Annotated in this window: 18 protein-coding genes; 17 read left to right on the top strand and 1 reads right to left on the bottom strand. The window is 34.8% G+C overall.

All coding sequences use genetic code 11. The features are described 5' to 3' along the window. The first annotated feature begins 22 nt into the window (after positions 1 to 22). The 5 genes from FHP05_RS15695 to uvrA all read left to right on the top strand — a co-directional run bounded on the left by FHP05_RS15695 (position 23) and on the right by uvrA (position 9,519). Positions 23 to 1,429, top strand: coding sequence for a murein hydrolase activator EnvC family protein (locus tag FHP05_RS15695; protein ID WP_330998082.1), 1,407 nt, complete (start codon positions 23 to 25; stop codon positions 1,427 to 1,429). Between the two features lie 162 nt (positions 1,430 to 1,591). After that, positions 1,592 to 3,031, top strand: coding sequence for a S41 family peptidase (locus tag FHP05_RS07575; RefSeq protein WP_147666723.1), 1,440 nt, complete (start codon positions 1,592 to 1,594; stop codon positions 3,029 to 3,031). 118 nt (positions 3,032 to 3,149) lie between these two features. Further along, on the top strand, positions 3,150 to 4,355 hold the full coding sequence (locus FHP05_RS07570; RefSeq protein ID WP_147666721.1) for a PDZ domain-containing protein: 1,206 nt from the start codon (positions 3,150 to 3,152) through the stop codon (positions 4,353 to 4,355). Between the two features lie 234 nt (positions 4,356 to 4,589). Further along, a complete protein-coding gene (gene uvrB, locus FHP05_RS07565) occupies positions 4,590 to 6,575 on the top strand; it encodes an excinuclease ABC subunit UvrB (RefSeq protein WP_147666719.1) in 1,986 nt (661 codons plus the stop codon). A 64-nt stretch (positions 6,576 to 6,639) separates the two neighbouring features. Further along, on the top strand, positions 6,640 to 9,519 hold the full coding sequence (gene uvrA / locus FHP05_RS07560) for an excinuclease ABC subunit UvrA (RefSeq protein ID WP_147666717.1): 2,880 nt from the start codon (positions 6,640 to 6,642) through the stop codon (positions 9,517 to 9,519). Between the two features lie 98 nt (positions 9,520 to 9,617). On the opposite strand, the gene FHP05_RS07555 is transcribed toward uvrA, so the two are convergent. Continuing rightward, a complete protein-coding gene (locus tag FHP05_RS07555) occupies positions 9,618 to 10,508 on the bottom strand; it encodes a cation diffusion facilitator family transporter (protein WP_147666715.1) in 891 nt (296 codons plus the stop codon). Positions 10,509 to 10,756: 248 nt separating this feature from the next. Here FHP05_RS07555 and FHP05_RS07550 point away from each other — a divergent pair, with 248 nt between their 5' ends. The 12 genes from FHP05_RS07550 to trxB all read left to right on the top strand — a co-directional run bounded on the left by FHP05_RS07550 (position 10,757) and on the right by trxB (position 20,430). Further along, positions 10,757 to 11,107 (top strand): YojF family protein, encoded by a 351-nt coding sequence (locus tag FHP05_RS07550; protein ID WP_147666713.1) that lies wholly within the window; start codon positions 10,757 to 10,759, stop codon positions 11,105 to 11,107. 131 nt (positions 11,108 to 11,238) lie between these two features. Continuing rightward, positions 11,239 to 11,913: a bacillithiol biosynthesis deacetylase BshB2 gene (gene bshB2, locus FHP05_RS07545; RefSeq protein ID WP_147666711.1), complete on the top strand. Its 675-nt coding sequence runs from the start codon at positions 11,239 to 11,241 to the stop codon at positions 11,911 to 11,913. Positions 11,914 to 11,986: 73 nt separating this feature from the next. Next, positions 11,987 to 12,184 carry a PspC domain-containing protein gene (locus FHP05_RS07540; protein ID WP_147666710.1) on the top strand — a complete coding sequence of 66 codons (198 nt, stop codon included), beginning with the start codon at positions 11,987 to 11,989 and terminating at the stop codon, positions 12,182 to 12,184. 1 nt (position 12,185) lies between these two features. Beyond that, entirely contained in the window at positions 12,186 to 12,545 is a 360-nt protein-coding gene (locus FHP05_RS07535) for a phage holin family protein (protein WP_147666708.1), read from the top strand. Positions 12,546 to 12,669: 124 nt separating this feature from the next. Continuing rightward, on the top strand, positions 12,670 to 13,608 hold the full coding sequence (hprK, locus tag FHP05_RS07530) for an HPr(Ser) kinase/phosphatase (RefSeq protein ID WP_191126286.1): 939 nt from the start codon (positions 12,670 to 12,672) through the stop codon (positions 13,606 to 13,608). Positions 13,609 to 13,618: 10 nt separating this feature from the next. Beyond that, the gene (gene lgt, locus FHP05_RS07525; RefSeq protein WP_147666704.1) at positions 13,619 to 14,461 is read left to right on the top strand and encodes a prolipoprotein diacylglyceryl transferase; all 843 of its coding nucleotides are present in this window, start codon (positions 13,619 to 13,621) and stop codon (positions 14,459 to 14,461) included. A gap of 15 nt (positions 14,462 to 14,476) precedes the next feature. After that, positions 14,477 to 15,109: a pyrophosphatase PpaX gene (gene ppaX, locus FHP05_RS07520; RefSeq protein WP_147666702.1), complete on the top strand. Its 633-nt coding sequence runs from the start codon at positions 14,477 to 14,479 to the stop codon at positions 15,107 to 15,109. A gap of 3 nt (positions 15,110 to 15,112) precedes the next feature. Continuing rightward, the gene (locus FHP05_RS07515) at positions 15,113 to 15,619 is read left to right on the top strand and encodes an acyltransferase (protein WP_147666700.1); all 507 of its coding nucleotides are present in this window, start codon (positions 15,113 to 15,115) and stop codon (positions 15,617 to 15,619) included. A 46-nt stretch (positions 15,620 to 15,665) separates the two neighbouring features. Beyond that, positions 15,666 to 16,211, top strand: a complete 546-nt coding sequence (locus FHP05_RS07510) for a glycerol-3-phosphate responsive antiterminator (protein WP_147666698.1) — start codon at positions 15,666 to 15,668, stop codon at positions 16,209 to 16,211. 294 nt (positions 16,212 to 16,505) lie between these two features. After that, the gene (locus tag FHP05_RS07505; RefSeq protein WP_330998083.1) at positions 16,506 to 18,167 is read left to right on the top strand and encodes a glycerol-3-phosphate dehydrogenase/oxidase; all 1,662 of its coding nucleotides are present in this window, start codon (positions 16,506 to 16,508) and stop codon (positions 18,165 to 18,167) included. 238 nt (positions 18,168 to 18,405) lie between these two features. Then, positions 18,406 to 19,404, top strand: a complete 999-nt coding sequence (locus tag FHP05_RS07500; protein WP_230973955.1) for a tetratricopeptide repeat protein — start codon at positions 18,406 to 18,408, stop codon at positions 19,402 to 19,404. Positions 19,405 to 19,476: 72 nt separating this feature from the next. Beyond that, positions 19,477 to 20,430 (top strand): thioredoxin-disulfide reductase, encoded by a 954-nt coding sequence (gene trxB / locus FHP05_RS07495; RefSeq protein WP_147666694.1) that lies wholly within the window; start codon positions 19,477 to 19,479, stop codon positions 20,428 to 20,430. The last annotated feature ends 37 nt before the right edge of the window (positions 20,431 to 20,467 follow it).

The following is a 20,467-nucleotide window of genomic DNA, read 5'->3' as shown; positions in this document are numbered from 1 at the left end:
TAAAAGGGAGAGGGGAATATAATTGAGGAATAAGTTAGTATATATTACTGCGGTTTTCTTGTTTCTTTTCACAGTAAATATTAGTACAGGAAGTGTTAAGGCAGAATCCGTAAGTGATGTGAAAAATAAAATCAATGAATTAGATGAAAAGAAATCAAAACTTGAGGAAAAAAATGGTTCTTTACAATCAGATAAGGCCAATGTTAATGGAAAACTTGATAAAAACTTGGAAAAACAATCAGACGTAAAGAATGAAATGGAAGTCATTGATTCAAAGTTAACAAAAACAACATCCTCTATAGAAAAAAAGAAAAATGAAATTGATAAAACTAATGAAAAAATGAATCAACTAAAAGAAGAAATTGTGCAATTAAAAGACCAAATTAAAAATTTAGAAAAAGAAATTAAAGAATTGCAAGAGAGTATCATGAAACGAGAAGCACTTTTAAAAAATCGCCTCCAATCTATTCAAGAAAATGGAGGGAAAATGAATTACATAGAGGTACTACTCGGATCAAAAAGTTTTACGGAATTTATTGGAAGAACTTCTGCTGTAAATACTATTATGGATTCAGATAAAGATATCATGGAATCATTAGAAGCCGACAAAAAAGCATTAGAATCTAAAAAGATAGAAGTAGAACAAAAGAAAGAAAAAGTAGAAGAAAACAAGAAAAAAGTAGAAGCCAACAAGGTAGAGTTAGATAAACAGAAAGCTGAATTGGACAATCTAAAAGGAAAACTTGATAAACAACTAGCAACAAAAGAGAAAATTCAAGCAAAACTAGAAGATGAACATGAAGAGTTGGAAAATTATAAAGTAAGTATTGAGGAAGAACAAGAAGTTTTACGCAAACAGCAAGCAACAGCAGCTAAGGCAAAACAATTAGCTCAAGATCAATTAAAAGAGCTAGAACAAGAAGCAGCTCAACAACAGAAACAAAGCCAGAGTGATAGTGGTTCATCAGGTTCCAAGGAACAGGCTTCTGCTTCACCAAAACCATCTTCAGGTGGAGGTACTTTCAGTTACCCAGTATCTGGTCCAATTACATCAGGTTTTGGCCCAAGAAGTTGTACGGGATGTAGTTCCTTCCATCATGGACTTGATTTTGGTGTTGGAATTGGTACGCCAATATATGCTTCTGCACCTGGAGTTGTATCCATGGTTAGCACAGAATATGACGGCAGCATGAATGGCTATGGAAATGTGGTATTAGTAACCCATAATATTAAAGGAAAAACATATACTACATTATATGCACATTTAAATAGTATTTCCGTGTCTGAGGGACAAGCTGTTGGAAAGGGTCAATCCATTGGACAATCTGGGAATACAGGTAATTCAACAGGTCCACATTTACATTTTGAAATTCATAATGGATATTGGAAATCAAAAAGCGGGATTAATCCACTATCCTATTTACAATAGAAAATTAGCTTCTAACATGAAAGACATCACATATTTTTATGTGATGTCTTTTTTTAATTAGAATATGAATATTATTAGTGGTAAAATGGTATGTAAATCATTTTACAATGTTTCGATAATAATATTATTATTTTTGAAATACATTTGAAGGTGGGATAATGAATGAAGAAAGTGCGGATTACTTTTTGGACCTTAGCAATATTGTTGATTGGGTTTGCTGGTGGAATATATTTGTTTGGCTCTAATTCAAATGTACAGCAGCAATCTAATTCCTCTGGTAGTATCATGATGGAACAAGCGGTAGAGCCTCCAGAGAAAATAAAAAAAGTTATTCAGACATACAATTTAATTAAAGAGAATTACGTTGAAACAGTAGAGGACCAACAATTGATTGAAGGTGCCATCCAAGGAATGTTGACCTCACTTGAGGATCCTTATAGTTCATACATGGATATTGAAACAATGGAACAATTTAGTGAGCAAATCGAATCTTCCTTCGAAGGAATTGGTGCAGAAGTTAGTATAGTAAACGGGAACGTAACGATTGTTGCACCGATAAAAAATTCACCAGCTGAAAAGGCTGGCTTACGTCCAAATGATCAAGTTCTAAGTGTCGATGGTGAAAGTTTAGAGGGTCTTGATTTAACAGAAGCTGTATCCAAAATCCGGGGTGAAAAAGGATCAGAAGTAGTCTTAGAAATAATTAGACCAAGTGCTTCTGATGTCATGGAAATCAAACTGAAACGTGACACAATTCCAATTGAAACGGTTTATTCGAAAATGAAAAAGGTAAACAATAAAAAGACAGGAATCATTGAAATTACGAATTTTTCAGAGCGGACAGCGGAAGAATTCGCAGAACAATTAATGAATTTAGAAAATGATGGGATGGAAGGATTAATCATTGATGTTCGTGGAAACCCTGGAGGATTATTAGATTCTGTGGAAGAAATTGTCGGCCACTTTGTACCAGAAGATATCCCATATATTCAAATTGAAAATCGTGAAGGACAAAAAGAGGAACGTTACACGGACTTAAAAGAGAAGAAAAAATACCCAATCGAAGTAATTATAGATGAAGGTAGTGCATCAGCTTCCGAAATACTTGCTGTCGCATTAAAAGAAATAGGGTATGATATTGTTGGAACAAATAGTTTTGGAAAAGGTACAGTACAGAATGCGGTTCCACTCGGAGATGGAAGCACAGTAAAACTAACCTTTTTTAAATGGTTGTCACCTAAAGGGAATTGGATTCATGAAGAAGGTGTTGAACCAACAGTAAAAGTAGAACAACCCGATTATTATTTTTCTAATCCTGTTCAAATAAAGAAGCCATTGTCCTATGATCGTGCAGGGGCTGAAATTAAAAATGTTCAGCAGATGTTAATAGGAATTGGATATAATACAGAAAGAGACGATGGATATTTTGATAAATCCACTCAAAAGGCTGTAAAGAAATTTCAAAAGGACCATGATTTAAAAGAAACGGGTAAAGTTGATAAGCAAACAGCAGGTGTAATTGAAGCAGCTTTAATTAAAAAAATTCGTAGTGGTGAAGATGATCAGCAGTTAGAAGAAGCCCTAGAAAACTTATATAAATAAACATCATCCGCGGATATACCGCGGGTTGTTTATATTATTTACGTATATATACTATATATTGGACAAGCAACAATTATTATGATTAAACAATGAAAAACGATATGTGGGGTGAATGAAAATGATAGAATCATGGTCCATCGAATTAGGAAAGGCTATAGGGAAGTTCTTTTTAAATCCGTTATTTTATTGGTCTTTTATTTTCCTTTTTTTAATAGGATATGCACGTATTAAATTAGAACGAGTAAATTTTGGAACGAAAGTTTTTAATTTATTTTCTGAATGGAAAAATACATGGCTTTTTTCTATTAGTTATGGCTTATTCATCTCCCTTATATGTCTTGGGGTTGGTGTTGTATTTTCAGTTGAAACATTAGTATTGATGAGTGCAATTATCATTTTACTCAGCCTTACTTTTAAAGTATCGCTCTTATCACCTAGTTATACGGTTGGTGTGACTTTTATTGTACTGCTTTTTTTGCCTATATTATTAAGCGAACAACAATGGGTAGATGCCAACTTATTTACAAATATAAATTTTACTGGACTGACCATTATCTTAGCTCTATTTATCTTCGCAGAAGCTATTATGCTAATTCGTATCAAACGAAATGAAACACTACCAAGTCTGACATTAAGTAATCGTGGTTCTTGGATTGGACAGCACCATGTAAAAAAGTTAGCACTTATTCCATTTTTGACATTGGTTCCAACGGGTGCGATTACATCTATTGCTCCGTTTTGGCCTTATATCCCGCTTGGTTCAGAAGAAACATATAGTTTAATTGCTGTACCTTTTCTTATTGGCTTTGATTATAAAGTAATCGGATCACTTCCACAAACTGTCGCTAAACACCTGGGTAAACAGACATTCTTGTTGGGATTTCTTGTCCTCGTACTTGCAATTGGGAGTATCTATGTATCACCTTTGTCTCTAGCTGCAATTATTATTGCTATTATAGGAAAAGAATTTATAAACTATAAATTTCGAACAAAAGATAAAGAACAATCTCCTTACTTTTATCAAGAGGAAAATGGTTTGAGAATTTTGAGTATGATTCCTGGAACTCCTGCAACACGGTTACAAATTCGAGTTGGAGAAATTATTATAAAGGTGAATGAAAGAACAATTTCTAATGTAGAAGATTTTTATTATGCACTACAAGAGAAAGGGGCGCATTTTAAGTTAGAAGTGATGGATGATAAAGGTGAAATTCGCTTTATTCAAGGTGCCATGTATGAAGGCGATCATCATGAGCTTGGCCTCATCTTTACAGACTCTCCATTTCGTGAAAAAAATCAACATGAAAAACAAGAGGTCGTTTAATTGATGATCTCGATTTAAAAAATCTGTTCGATGAGGACAGATTTTTTAAATCGCTATTTTTCGCAGACTAACTGGCTGTAAGACCCACACTGATTGAAGTTTCACTTTATTCCAATAGAAAAGAATCGAATATTCGTTCGTATGTATGTTATAATAAATTCGTGTTTAATAATATATAAGAAATTTAAATATAGATGTACATTATAAATATATGATGGAATGGAGGCGGTACAAGTGGAAAATCAATTTGAGTTAGTATCAACATTTCAACCACAAGGTGACCAACCACAAGCAATTAAGGAAATCGTGGATAAAGTGTTAGCTGGTCAAAGGAAACAAACATTACTTGGTGCAACAGGAACGGGAAAAACATTTACTATTTCGAATGCTGTGCATGAAATTAATCGACCAACACTTGTGATTGCCCATAATAAAACATTAGCAGGACAATTATATAGTGAATTTAAGGAGTTCTTTCCTAATAATGCAGTTGAGTATTTTGTTAGTTATTATGATTACTATCAACCAGAAGCATATGTCCCATCATCTGATACATATATCGAAAAGGATGCAAGTATTAATGATGAGATTGATAAATTGCGACATTCTGCTACATCATCTCTTTTCGAACGAAGTGATGTTCTAATTGTAGCAAGTGTTTCATGTATTTATGGGTTAGGTTCTCCAGAAGAATATAGAAGCCAAGTGTTATCCTTACGTATGGGGATGGAAAAAGACCGTGACCAATTGCTGCGTGAACTTGTTGATATTTTGTACACAAGGAATGATATAGATTTTCAGAGGGGAACATTTCGAGTTCGTGGAGACTCTGTTGAAATTATTCCTGCATCACGTGAAGAACATTGTATTCGAGTGGAGTTTTTTGGTGATGAGATCGATCGAATTCGGGAAGTTGATGCTTTAACAGGAGAAATAATTGGAGATAGAGAACATGTGGCCATTTTCCCAGCGTCACACTTCGTTACCCGTGAAGAAAAGTTAAAAAAGGCAATTGTTAACATAAAAAAGGAATTGGAAGAAAGGCTAAAAGAATTAAACGAAGAAGGCAAGCTCCTGGAGGCCCAACGTCTAGAACAACGTACAAATTATGATATTGAAATGATGGAAGAAATGGGATTTTGTTCTGGTATAGAGAATTATTCCCGTCACCTTACATTTCGTGAGGCAGGATCAACACCATATACATTACTTGATTTCTTTCCGGACGATTATTTGATTGTTATTGATGAATCACATGTCACTTTACCACAAATAAGAGGAATGTATAATGGAGACAGAGCAAGAAAACAAGTTCTTGTTGATCATGGATTTCGCTTGCCATCAGCCTTAGATAACCGTCCATTAAAATTTGCAGAGTTTGAGAAAAAGGCAAATCAATTGATTTTTGTTTCTGCAACTCCTGGTCCATATGAAATGGAACATGCACCAGATGTGACAGAACAAATTATTCGACCGACTGGGTTATTAGATCCAAAAATTGATGTACGCCCGATTAAAGGTCAAATTGATGACTTAATTGGTGAGATTAACAAACGAATAGAAAGAAATGAGCGTGTTCTTGTCACCACATTAACAAAGAAAATGTCTGAAGACCTTACGGATTATTTAAAAGACCTTGATATGAAGGTTGCTTATCTGCATTCTGATATTAAAACATTGGAGCGAATTGAAATTATCCGTGATTTACGAATTGGAAAATATGATGTATTAATAGGAATCAACCTATTACGAGAAGGTTTAGATATACCAGAAGTATCTTTAGTTACTATTTTAGATGCAGATAAAGAAGGGTTTCTCCGTTCCGAGCGTTCTCTAATCCAGACAATGGGAAGAGCCGCCCGAAATGAAAACGGAGAAGTAATTATGTATGCGGATAAAATAACAGATTCTATGCGTGTAGCAATTGATGAAACAAATCGTAGACGTGAAATTCAAATGGAATATAATGAAAAACACGGAATTACTCCGAAAACGATTAAAAAAGAAGTACGTGATGTCATCCGTGCTACAATGGTTGCAGAAGATGAAGAGCAAACATATGAACCTAAAGCAAAAAGCTTCCGTAAAATGCCTAAGAAAGAAAAGGAAAAGATTCTTCAAAATATGGAAAAGGAAATGCGAGAAGCTGCTAAAGCACTAGACTTCGAACGTGCTGCAGAGTTACGAGATATTATGTTTGAGTTAAAAGGAGAAGTATAAGACTAGCCTGCCTTATATACGGCTGGTTAAACGATACATTTTATGTGGAAGGATGAACTTGTTCATGCCTAGTAAATCAATCCAAATTAAAGGTGCCAGAGCAAATAACTTAAAAAATATTGAGCTTGATATTCCTAAGAATAAATTAGTTGTCATGACTGGCTTGTCTGGCTCAGGAAAATCATCGTTAGCTTTTGATACGATTTATGCAGAAGGTCAAAGGCGATATGTGGAATCTTTGTCTTCTTATGCGAGACAATTCCTTGGTCAAATGGATAAACCAGATGTAGATATGATTGAAGGATTGTCACCAGCAATTTCTATTGATCAAAAAACAACAAGCAAAAACCCCCGTTCCACTGTTGGGACAGTAACTGAAATTTATGATTATTTACGATTATTATTTGCCCGAGTAGGACGACCGATTTGTCCGAAACACGGAAATGAAATTAGCTCACAGACTATACAACAAATGGTTGATCATATAATGGAATATCCTGAGCGGACCCGGTTACAAATTTTAGGTCCGGTTGTATCCGGACGAAAAGGGGAACATATTCGGACATTAGAAAAGTTAAAACAAGAAGGATATGTTCGTCTACGTGTTGACAAAGAAATGCGTGAAATCACAGAAGAAATAAAGTTAAATAAAAATAAAAAGCATTCGATAGAAGTTGTAGTTGACCGAATTATTGTTAAACCAGGGGTGGAAGGCCGACTAAGTGATTCCCTCGAAACTGCCTTATCTTTAGGTGAAGGAAATGTCATTGTTGATATATTGGAACAAGAGGAAATTATATTCAGTGAAAATCATGCCTGTCCAATTTGTGGTTTTTCAATTGGAGAACTAGAACCACGACTTTTTTCATTCAACAGCCCATATGGGGCATGTCAAACATGTGATGGATTAGGTAAGAATTTAGAGGTAGATGTTGATTTAGTTATTCCGGATTGGAGTAAAACATTAAAGAATCATGCAATTGCAGCTTGGAAACCAATCAGTTCCACATACTATCCACAATTATTAAAAAGTGTTTGTGAGCACTACGGTATAAATATGGATATTCCTGTAAAGGAAATTCCAGAGGAGCAAATGAATCGGATTTTATATGGTAGTGGTGATGAGAAGATTCTCTTTCATTATGTAAATGACTTTGGTAAAAAAAGAGATCAAATGATTTACTTTGAAGGTATAATCAACAACATTTCTCGTCGTTACAATGAAACATCTTCTGACTTTACTCGTGAAAAATTAGAGGATTATATGGCAGAAAAAAATTGCCCGACATGTAAAGGATATCGTTTAAAAAAAGAAGCGTTAGCAGTTTTAGTCGGCGGAAAACATATTAGTGAAGTGACAGATTATTCCATTGTAGAAGCAATGCAGTTTTTTCATTCGCTTGAATTAACCAAAAAGGAAAAACAAATTGCACATCTTATTTTGCGAGAAATTAATAATCGACTTGAATTCTTAAATAATGTTGGTTTAGAATACTTAACCTTATCACGAACAGCGGGAACCCTTTCCGGTGGAGAAGCACAACGAATTCGGTTAGCAACCCAAATTGGCTCTGCTTTAACTGGAGTGCTTTATGTTTTAGATGAACCGTCCATTGGTCTACATCAACGGGACAATGACCGCTTAATTCAAACATTGAAAAGTATGCGAGATTTAGATAATACATTAATAGTGGTGGAACATGATGAGGATACGATGCTTGCAGCGGATTGGTTAATCGATATTGGACCTGGAGCAGGTGAGCACGGTGGCCAAATCGTAGCAAGTGCACCACCAGAAAAAGTAATGAAAGAACCAAAATCATTAACCGGACAATATTTGTCAGGAAATATCTTTATACCTTTACCAAGTGAGCGTCGGAAGAAAGATGATCGATTTATCGAAGTAATTGGTGCAAAGGAAAATAATCTGAAAAACTTAAGGGCTAAGTTTCCAATCGGATTATTTACGGTTGTAACTGGTGTTTCAGGTTCTGGAAAAAGTACACTTGTGAATGAAATTTTATATAAAGCTTTAGCAAAACAACTTTATTCAGGAAAACACCGTCCAGGGAAACATAAAGAGGTCAAAGGAATAGAGCATATTGAAAAAGTGATTGATATTGACCAATCCCCAATCGGAAGAACACCACGTTCCAACCCCGCTACATATACAGGGGTGTTTGATGATATTCGTGATGTTTTTGCACAAACAAATGAAGCAAAGGTACGTGGATATAAAAAAGGTCGCTTTAGCTTTAATGTGAAAGGTGGCCGTTGTGAAGCTTGTCGTGGGGATGGAATTATAAAAATAGAGATGCACTTTCTACCGGATGTTTATGTTCCATGTGAAGTATGTGGTGGAAAACGATATAACAGAGAAACATTAGAAGTGAAATATAAAGGAAAAAATATATCTGATATATTAAATATGACTATCGAAGAGGCATTAACATTTTTTGAAAACATTCCAAAAATCAAACGTAAATTACAGACAATTGCGGATGTTGGATTGGGGTATATTAAATTAGGGCAGCCTGCAACAACCCTTTCAGGGGGAGAAGCTCAACGTGTTAAATTGGCTAGTGAATTACATCGCCGTTCGAATGGAAAATCATTTTACATCTTAGATGAACCAACAACAGGATTGCATACAGATGATATTAGTCGGTTATTAACTGTCCTTCAGCGTTTAGTAGATAATGGAGATACGGTTTTAGTGATTGAACATAATTTAGATGTCATTAAAACAGCTGATTATATCATTGATTTAGGTCCTGAAGGTGGGGATGGTGGTGGTCAAGTTATAGCGACCGGTACACCAGAGGATATTATTAAAGAAGAAAAATCATATACCGGAAAATATCTACGACCAATAGTAGAACGGGATAGACAACGAATGGAAAAAAGAATACAAGAAAAAGAACAAACCGTTTACCAATCATAAAGGTTGTATTTAATAACTTATTCATTGGTAACCAGCTATACAAAAAAGCCAAAATGAAAAAAGTAGGTAGCTCATACTTCTATGAGTTGCCTACTTTTTCATTTTTTATGTGGATTTAAATGGACTAATACATCAGCTACCTCAGTATGTTCCTTCATAAGCGTATGCTTCAAGTTTTTTGCGATATCATGTCCTGCTTTTATACTTAGGTGTTGATTCACACCAACTTTAATATCAATCACAACATAACTACCATGGGTCCGCGCATATAGTTGATCAATTTGTTCGATTCCCTTAATGTTTCTAACTGTATTTCGGTATTCTTCCGCTTCTTCCTTTTTTAATACCTTTTCTAACATAACGATGGATGCTTCTTTAGCAAGTTGATAACCTACTTTTATAACGATAACAGCGACAACTATTCCAGCAAGTGCATCCCCGTAAATAAGGTAGGATAAATTAAAATGCTCACCAATCATAGAGGCTCCAACACCAAATAATGCAGCAATAGATGATAAGGAATCTGAACGATGGTGCCATGCATCACTAATTAAAGCAGCACTACGATATTTTGTTCCGACATAATATTTATAACGAAATAATATTTCTTTTATAATAATGGAGATAAGCAAAATCACTAACGCTAGTCCGGCTGGTGCTGGTGGACGTTCACCAAATAGAACTTTTATGGATGAAATACTTAACTCAATTCCAACGACGATTAAAAGCAATGCAACAATATTAGATGCAATATTTTCTGCTTTTCCATGACCATATGGGTGTTCTTCATCAGGAGGCTTATTTGCTATTTTCACCCCTAATAATACAACAATAGAACTAACAATATCGGAGGCGGAATGAAATGCGTCAGCAATTAAGGCTTTACTTCCTGCAAGCACTCCACCAATTCCTTTCATTACAGTTAATAGTCCATTTACAATAATTCCAATCCATGTAGCAATAATGATTTGTTGCTTATTATTTCTCACATGATTCACCGCCTTTTATGATCTCATCTTATCGTAGCAGATGAAACTCAAGTGGGTCTATAGCAACGTTATTAGTTATACCAAAGATACTAATGGGAAGTAAACTCTTTTTCCTTATACCAACTATATAAACGAATTGCATTACACACTCCCTTATTATTTGATAAAATGAAAAAAGGAATCATTTTTTTGTTTAAAGACGTATCATTCGATAATATAGAAGAAGAAAAGATTGGAGGAACGTATTCGTGAAACAAATTAATTTAAAACAAGTTCAACAATTATTGAATTCTTTTTTAAATAAAACCGTTTATATTCATTTAGAAACAACAAATGGTGCATATGCTAGTCACCTGAATAAGGCAGCAAATGTAGGGGCATTTATTCGAAATGCTAAAGTTAACTTGTCACATTGTACAATTGTCCAAGACAAAGACACTTATCGTGTTGGGTTGAAAATGGATAATGGATGGATTTACGCAGAAGGAATTACCCACTGGGAATTATATGAGGAAACAAAACTACTAATGGCTGGTCACGATCCTGATGGAAGATTAATGGTTGCATTACAACTAAGTGAAACACCATTTGAAAATTAATTAGGATAAATAAGACTGTGTTTTTAATGTGAAGGATTTATTTTAGAGTACGAATGAATCAAGTTAGCGACAAAGTATCTGCAACAGTCCAAATAAAAAAGTATAAAAATAAAGATGGATGGTGAAAATTAATGGAAAAAGAAAAACATGTTGTTGTCATTTATCCTCATCCAGATGATGAATCATTTGGAGCAGCAGGAACGATAACAGCATTTCGTAAACAAAATGTTCCTGTTACTTATTTGTGTGGAACTCTTGGAGAAATGGGAAGGAATATGGGTTCCCCTATTATAGCTAACCGTGAAACAATACCAAAAATCCGAGAAAAGGAATTAAGAGATGCATGTCAAGTCCTTGATATAGAATTGGAATTATTAGGTTATCGAGATAAAACCTTAGAATTCGAAGATCCGGAAAAGGTAGCCAATCATATACAAACGATTCTAGAACAAATTGAGCCTAGCTTGGTTATTACACATTATCCTAAACACGCTGTCCACCCAGACCATAATGCATTGGGTGCTGCAGTAATTCGAGCAGTTCAACAAATGCAACCTAATGATAGACCAAAAGTTTGGGCACAAGCAATCACAAATACAGCATATGAGGATTTAGGATTACCAGATATCAGTCATGATATTATGAAATACCTTGATAAAAAAGTGGAAGCGATTCTTGCACATAAAACACAAGCAGCTGGTATTTTAGGTAGTTTTAAGCCAGAATCTAAAAAAATGGAAACAATGAAGGAAATTGTTAAAGAACGATTAGGAAAAGAAGAATTCTATATCTGGAAGTTTTCCTAAGCTCATCATGTGTTCATTTTTCTGTGAAACATATCCCACTTACTTTTCGTAAGATAAAAGAGGTGAATTTTATATGAAGCGTTTATATCGTTCTTCAAAGAATCGTATACTAGGTGGCGTTTTAGGAGGAATCGGTGAATATTTTCAAATTGACCCAACATTGATTCGCTTATTATTTATTTTAATTCTGTTCTTTGGAGCATTTTTTGTCCCTGCAATCGTGTATTTTATTGCTATGATTATCATTCCACAGGATCCGGAGGTGTTCTAATATGTTTCTTCGTGGTTTTTTGTCAATTTTCCTTAATGCAATTGCATTAATAGCTGTCGCTCAGATGTTTGAATCATTCCATTTGGAAAGTTTTGGTGCAGCATTAATAGCAAGTCTTGTTCTTGCTATACTAAATACAATTGTAAAACCAATTTTAATCGTATTAACCCTACCAATCACAGTGATTAGTTTAGGTTTCTTTTTGTTTGTGATTAATGCGATTACATTAATGATTACCCAAAGCTTGATAGGTTCAACTTTTGTAATTGATGGATTTGGAACAGCAATCCTTGCAGCAATTATCATTTCGATTATTAATTTGTTTTTAAATAAATTAGTAAAAGATACATTGAAGTATTAAATTTGTGGAAAGACTCGTAAAGCAACGATATTTACGAGTTTTTTCTTTATCTTTTGTTCTAATTCCTTTATGAAGTAAAAATATGCTACAATATATTTTATATAAGGGTTTGGGAGGGAATAACTTGGCAATAGTTCGTACACAGGATTTGCTTGATCATTTTAATTTTAAATTAGTAGCTGGTAAAGATGGTTTACATAGAGGAATTATAGAAAGTGATATTTCCCGACCTGGTATAGAAATGACGGGTTATTTTAAATTTTACCCGAAAGAACGACTTCAGCTTATTGGAAAAACAGAGATGGCTTATTTTTTAGATCTTCCAATTGAACAACAAATGGAACGTGCACACCAATTATGTACAGATGTTACCCCGGGAATCATTATTTCCCGTGGAATGGAAGTACCTGAGCCAATTATAACGGCCGCAAATCGTTCTGGTGTCCCTGTTCTACAATCAAAAAGGAAGACGACTAGAGTAATAAGTCGCCTTACAAATTATTTAGAAACGAAATTTGCACCATCCACAGCGATCCATGGTGTATTAGTTGACATCTATGGTGTTGGGGTGTTGATTACAGGGCAAAGTGGTATCGGAAAAAGTGAAACCGCTCTAGAATTAGTTAAACGAGGCCATCAATTGGTTGCTGATGACAGTGTGGAAATTCGCCAGGCAGATTATGATACATTAATCGGTAACCCTCCACCATTGATTGAATATTTATTAGAAATTCGTGGCCTTGGAATCATCAATGTGATGACATTATTCGGAGCGGGTTCTGTCCGTAAATTCAAGAAAATATCATTTATTGCAAATTTAGAACAATGGGATGAAACAAAACAATATGATCGCTTAGGGATAGAGCATCAAAAAATGAAAATTATGGATGTCCATTTACCATTAGTTACCATTCCTGTTCGTCCAGGTAGAAATTTGGCGGTTATTATTGAAGTTGCAGCAATGAACTATCGATTAAAACAAATGGGTTTAAATGCTGCTAAAGAATTTACAGATCGACTAGCTAATGTAATTGAAGAAAAAGGACGAGAAAATATGGAATAGGAGTGTTTGAATGACATGTGATGCACCGACATTAAGTCGGGTCTTTTTAGAAATAGGGACTTTAAAAATATACTGGTATGGGGTCATAATTGCGTTTGGTCTTTTTATCGGATTATTTCTTGCTACACGCGAATCAGATCGACTAGGACTGCAAAAAGATTTGATGATGGACCTTGTTGTTTTTGCTGCCCCAATTGCCATTCTTTTTGCTCGTTTTTATTACGTGTTATTTGAGTGGGAGGAACAATATGCAAATGGCCCATGGTGGAAAATTTTTGCTATATGGGAAGGTGGCTTAGCCATTCATGGTGCATTGATTGGTTCCGTCTTAACGGCAATCATATATGCTAGAGTAAAGAAAGTCTCTTTCTGGCAATTGGCTGATATTGCTGCTCCAAGTATTATACTGGGACAAGCAATTGGTAGATGGGGTAATTTTATGAACCAAGAAGCACATGGAGGCCCCATTTCAGAAGCAACATATGAAAGTTTTCATCAATATTTACCAGATTTTATTATGAATCAAATGTGTATCAATGGAACGATGTATCATCCAACTTTCTTATATGAATCAATATGGAATATACTTGTTTTTGTGTTTCTGCTAGCCTTAAGAAAGCGAAATCCATTGCGTGGAACAGTATTTTTGAGTTATATAATTGCATATTCTATCGGAAGATTCTTCATAGAACAAATGCGCACAGATAGTTTATATACTTTGTTTGGTGCGTTACGAACAGCACAAGTAATCTCTGTGTTATTGATTATTGGTGCGGTTATTTTATTGATTTACCGTCGAGTGTCAGGAGCAGCGGATCGACATTATGATGGTAAAAAGGTAAAAAAGAAATAAAGAAAGGAAAAAATAATGAACATAGACACGATTTTATTTGATCTTGATGGAACATTAATTGATACGAATGAATTAATTATTAAATCATTTCGTTATACATTTGAACAGTATGGTTATGAATTTACTTTGGATGAAATCAAATCATTTAATGGTCCGCCATTATTTGAAACGTTTACGAAGATAAATAAAGATAAAGCAGAAGATATGATGGCAATGTATCGAAAACATAATTTAGCACATCATGATACATATGTGAAAACTTTTCCAAATGTCATTGAAACAATTATTCAATTAAAGGGCAAAGTGAAAATCGCCATTGTAACAAATAAAATGAAAAAAAGTGTCCAAAAGGGGATGGAAATAACGAATCTTTCGCCTCATTTTGATACGATTGTTACATTAGATGATGTGACACATGCTAAACCACATCCAGAGCCAGTTATCAAGGCCATGCAGTTGATTGGAGCTAAACCAGAGACTACGTTAATGGTAGGAGATAATTACCATGATATTGAAGCAGGACAACGTGCTGGTGTGAAAACAGCTGGAGTCAACTGGTCACATAAAGGACGGGAATTCTTGGAAGGTTATAACCCAACATATATGATTGATGATATGCTGGAGCTACTCGAGCTAATCGGAGGCTAAATCATGCGAAAAACAGAACGACACCCGGTTAAAGGGTCGAATTCACTTTGGCAAATATATAAAACAGTGTCTTTTTTGAAAGTTAGTAAAAATACAGTTGTGATACTGATTGCAAGATATATGCCGTTTTTAAGTGTGAAAAATTGGCTTTATCGTACCTTTTTACGAATGGAAGTTGGCAAACAAACAGCTTTTGCTTTCCTCGTTGTACCAGACATCATGTATCCTGAAAAGATATCGGTAGGTTCTAATACAATCATTGGCTATAATACAACGATTTTAGCACATGAATATTTAACGAATGAGTATCGCTTGGGTGAAGTGAAAATCGGAAATGATGTGATGATTGGAGCAAATTCCACCATCTTGCCTGGCCTTTCCATTGGAGATGGAGCGGTTGTTTCTGCTGGAACTTTAGTACATAAAGATGTACCAGCAGGGGCTTTTGTAGGTGGAAACCCAATGCAAGTAATCTATACAAAAGAAGAGATGGAAATACGTAATAAATAGTGCATCACATTCTTATGAAATATAATTTAGAAGGGATGCGAGTGATTTGAATCTACCAGAAGGAGTAGTACCTGCTGTTCGAAGGATGAAGGACTTTGAAGATGCGTTAAAGACGTCATCTGAATATATAATCTTTTTGGAGACAAGATTATCCCAATTAAAAAGCCTTGTTCGACATGCAAAACGGAATGATAAAAAGGTTCTGGTCCATTTTGATTTAGTTCAAGGTTTAAAAAGCGATGAATATGGAATGGAGTATGTTATTCATACTGTGAAGCCTGATGGTATCATCTCAACAAGAGGTAATATCATCAGTTTGGCAAAGAAGCATCATGTTTTAGCCATTCAACGGATTTTCTTATTAGATAGTAGCGCATTGACAACGAATTTAAAAATACTTAAAAGATCACAACCTGATTGTATTGAAGTACTTCCAGGAGTTGCTCCAGGTGTAATCGAAATGATTCAACAAGAAACGGATTTACCGATTATTGCCGGAGGTTTGATTCGTGAAAAAAAAGATATCCAAGCAGCACTTGATACAGGAGCAATTGCTGTCTCTACGTCAGAACATCATCTGTGGGAGGTATGATGACAGTATCTTCACTCAAACGCATTGATTGTCATACTATTCTGGTGCTAACATAGTGGGGATGAAAAAACCCCGTGGATTGAAGGTTCACTTTATGAGGAAACTATGCTATAATATAAATATAAAGTTAATAAAAACTTGGTCGGAGATATGGAGAAACCGCAAACATATCAATGGAAACATTGATATGCTTGCGGTTTTTTGTTTTTCTCTAACCATCTTAAAAAAAAGTTTTATTGTTTCAAAAAAATAGGAATGAAATTAGGAAGTAAGGATAAAATGAACGATAGGAGAGTGGAAAAATTGAGTAACTTCAAACGACAAGAGATTTTAAATAACCTAAAACAAGATCAAGAGCTCGATTTAATCGTAATTGGTGGAGGTATTACAGGTGCAGGTATCGCATTGGATGCAGCTACAAGAGGTTTAAAAACAGCAGTATTAGAAATGCAAGATTTTGCTGCTGGAACATCAAGCCGTTCCACTAAATTGGTACATGGTGGGTTACGTTATTTAGCAGGATTCGAAGTGAAACTTGTTGCTGAAGTTGGAAAAGAACGTGCCATTGTTTATGAGAATGGTCCACACGTAACAACACCAGAATGGATGATGTTACCATTCCATAAAGGTGGCACATTCGGTCCTTTCACAACCAATATCGGACTAAGAATGTATGATTTTCTAGCAGGTGTGAAAAAATCAGAACGTCGTAAAATGCTTGATCCGAGCGAAGCATTAAGAAAAGAACCATTATTGAAGAAAAATGATTTAAAAGGTGCGGGATATTATGTTGAATATAAAACAGATGATGCTCGCTTAACCTTGGAAGTTATGAAAAAAGCTGTTGAGCATGGTGCCCAAGCAATAAACTATATGAAAGTAATAAACTTCATATATAACGATGAAGGACATGTCATTGGTGTAGAGACGGAGGACCAATTGACTGGGGATAAAGATGCTTTATACGCTAAAAAAATTATTAATGCCTGTGGTCCTTGGGTAGACACGCTACGTGAAATAGATGGATCAAATCAAGGGAAACATTTATATTTAACAAAAGGTGTGCACCTTGTATTTTCAAATGATGTTTTCCCATTACAGCAAGCCATCTATTTCGATGCACCTGATGGACGGATGGTATTTGCTATTCCTCGTGAAGGAAAAACATATGTCGGAACAACAGATACACCATATGATGCAAACATTGCACATCCGACAGCAACTGTGGAAGACCGTGACTATATTATTGGGGCAATCCACGATATGTTCCCATCCATTAATATTACAGCAGATGATGTGGAATCTAGTTGGGCAGGTTTACGTCCGTTAATTGCTGAAGATGGTAAAAATCCAGATGAGATTTCAAGAAAAGATGAAATTTTCACATCTGATTCAGGACTATTATCCATTGCTGGTGGAAAATTAACTGGGTATCGGAAAATGGCAGAACAAATAGTCGATATTGTTGTTAAACAATTAAAAGAAGAAGAAGGAATTTTATATTCTGAATCTGTAACAAAACACGAAACAATTTCTGGTGGAGATGTTGGTGGTTCAAAAGGTTTTGCTACATTTAAAAAGCAAAAAATCCAGGAAGCTATGAAATTGGGAATTTCTGAAGAAAATGCAATACGTATTGTTAGCCGATATGGATCAAATGTTGATACGATTTTAGATATTTATCAAGAGAAAAAAGAAGAAGCAGAAAAAGAAAATATAGACCGACTTGTATTTGCTGAACTTATTTATGGAGTTGAAAAAGAATGGGTATGTAAACCAGTTGATTTTTTCATCCGTAGAACAGGTGCGTTATTCTTCCATATCGATTGGGTATACCATCATAAAGATGCAGTAACACAATATCTGGCAAAAACATTTGAATGGACCAATTCTGAACAAAATGAATATGAAGCAGAATTAGAACAACTTTTAGATGAAGCAACATTTAAATCATAATTAATTTAAAACATAACAGGAGTTTAACTTCTGTTATGTTTTTTTATGGTCATACCCTTGTGGTGCTAAAATCTGTAGGATGGTGAAAATCCCCACTGGTTGAAGGTTCATTATACCGGGAAGAATGTTTTACTACTGTATATTTTAAAGAATAGATGTGATATAATTTGGACGGTAATCTGTTAAATATGCATTTCAAATACGTATTTAAATTTACGAATAATAGATTGGGGTATGTATGCAACCACATGTAATGAAAAATCAAACACAATTTAATAATGTCATTCCGTTTATACCGGAAGGAGACTTTTATTTCGTTAGAGGCATAAAGGCATTTCAAAGAAGGAAATTTGATATTGCTTTAAAATGGATAGAAAAGGCAGTTGAAAAAGTACCAAATGATCCACTTTACCAATGTCAAATGTCTATTATATATACGGAAATAGGTTTATATCATAAAGCAAATGAAATTTTAACTAATGTACTGCATCATGCGAAAGAACCGTATGTAGACTGTTTTTATCTATTAGCTAATAATTATGCACATCTTGGTTTACTGTCAGATGCTAAAAAATATGCATTAACCTATATAGAAAAAGAACCGAATGGGGATTTGGTGGAAGATGCTGAGGAATTATTAGAAATAATTGATATTGAAGAACAAGATGATTGGTTATTAGATGATGAAGATGAACTCATTATTTATCAAGAAACAGCTTTCTATTATATGGAAACCATGAACTGGGAAAAAGCATTACTTTTATTGGAAGAGATGTTATTACTTTTTCCAGAGCACCCAACTGCCAATCATGACTATGCACAAGCCTTATTCTTTTCTGGTGATAAAGAGCGAGCAATCCAACTAGAATTAGAATATGTACAAAAAAATCCAACATCTCTATACAGTTATACGAATTTGGCATTGTTTTACTATGAAATTGGTGAGTTTTCGGAATATGAAACATATATTCGTGCATTACTAAACATATATCCTATCCATGATCATCAAAAGTTAAAGATAGCAGTTGTCTTGGCGAGAACCGGATATATTGAAAATGCGTGCAGTCGCTTCCAACAGTTAAACAAAGAATCCGTAAGTGGTCATCTTTCATATTATAGATGGTATAGCCATGTGTTGTATCTTCTAGGAAATGAGAAGAAGTCAAAGAAAATTTGGGAAATTGGTTGTAAAAAACATCCAATTATGACAAAAGAAGTACAACCGTGGGAATCATGAGCAAATAGATAGACGAAAAAGCATTATTCTTATACGCTAAAGGTAAGAAAAAAGGAAAGTGAGATGATGATGATGTCCGAAGAAAAATTATATGATGTAGTGATTGCAGGTGCTGGGCCAGCAGGCATGACTGCAGCTGTCTATGCATCTCGTGCCAACTTGGACACATTGATGATAGAAAAGGGAATTCCAGGGGGGCAAGTAGCAAATACAGAAGATGTAGAAAACTATCCTGGATTTGATCATATACTTGGACCGGATTTATCAAATAAAATGTTTGAACATGCAAAGAAATTCGGAGCAGAATATGCATATGGAAACATTTCCGGTGTAGAAGATCATGGCGATTATAAAGTTGTCATTGCTGGTGATAAACAATATAAAACAAGAACACTTATTATTGCAACAGGAGCAGAACATAAGAAAATTGGTATTCCAGGTGAAGAAGAACTTGCAGGGCGTGGAGTATCTTACTGTGCTGTTTGTGATGGTGCATTCTTTAAAGATAAAGAACTTGTCGTTATTGGTGGAGGAGACTCTGCTGTAGAAGAAGGTATTTATTTAACGAAATTTGCTAAAAAAGTTACGATTATTCACCGCCGTGATGAACTTCGTGCCCAAAAGATTATTCAAGATCGCGCATTTGATAATGATAAAATTGAATTTATTTGGGATACAGAAGCAGAGGCAATTAATGGGCCAGATGGAAAAGTAAGCAGTCTGTCCTTGGTAAACAGAAAAACAAATGAAAAATCCACTTTTGAAACAAATGGTGTATTTATCTATATCGGTACCATTCCATTAAGTGAACCATTCAAATCTCTAGGCATTACAAATGAGGAAGGATATATTCCAACAAATGCAGATATGGAAACAGAAATTCCTGGAGTATATGCAGCAGGGGACATTCGTGAGAAAAAGTTGCGTCAAATTGTAACAGCTACCGGAGATGGAAGTATAGCTGCAGAAACAGCACAAGCTTACATTGAAGAATTAAAGGAAAAAGAAAAAACAACAACAAAATAACTCGAATTGGTAAGTCTTTTTAGGCTTACCAATTTTT

The organism is Cerasibacillus terrae (assembly GCF_008039555.1).
GTDB lineage: Bacteria > Bacillota > Bacilli > Bacillales > Amphibacillaceae > Cerasibacillus > Cerasibacillus terrae.
The sequence above is the reverse complement of the archived record's forward strand: the minus strand, read 5'-3'. Positions and strand labels throughout refer to the sequence as shown.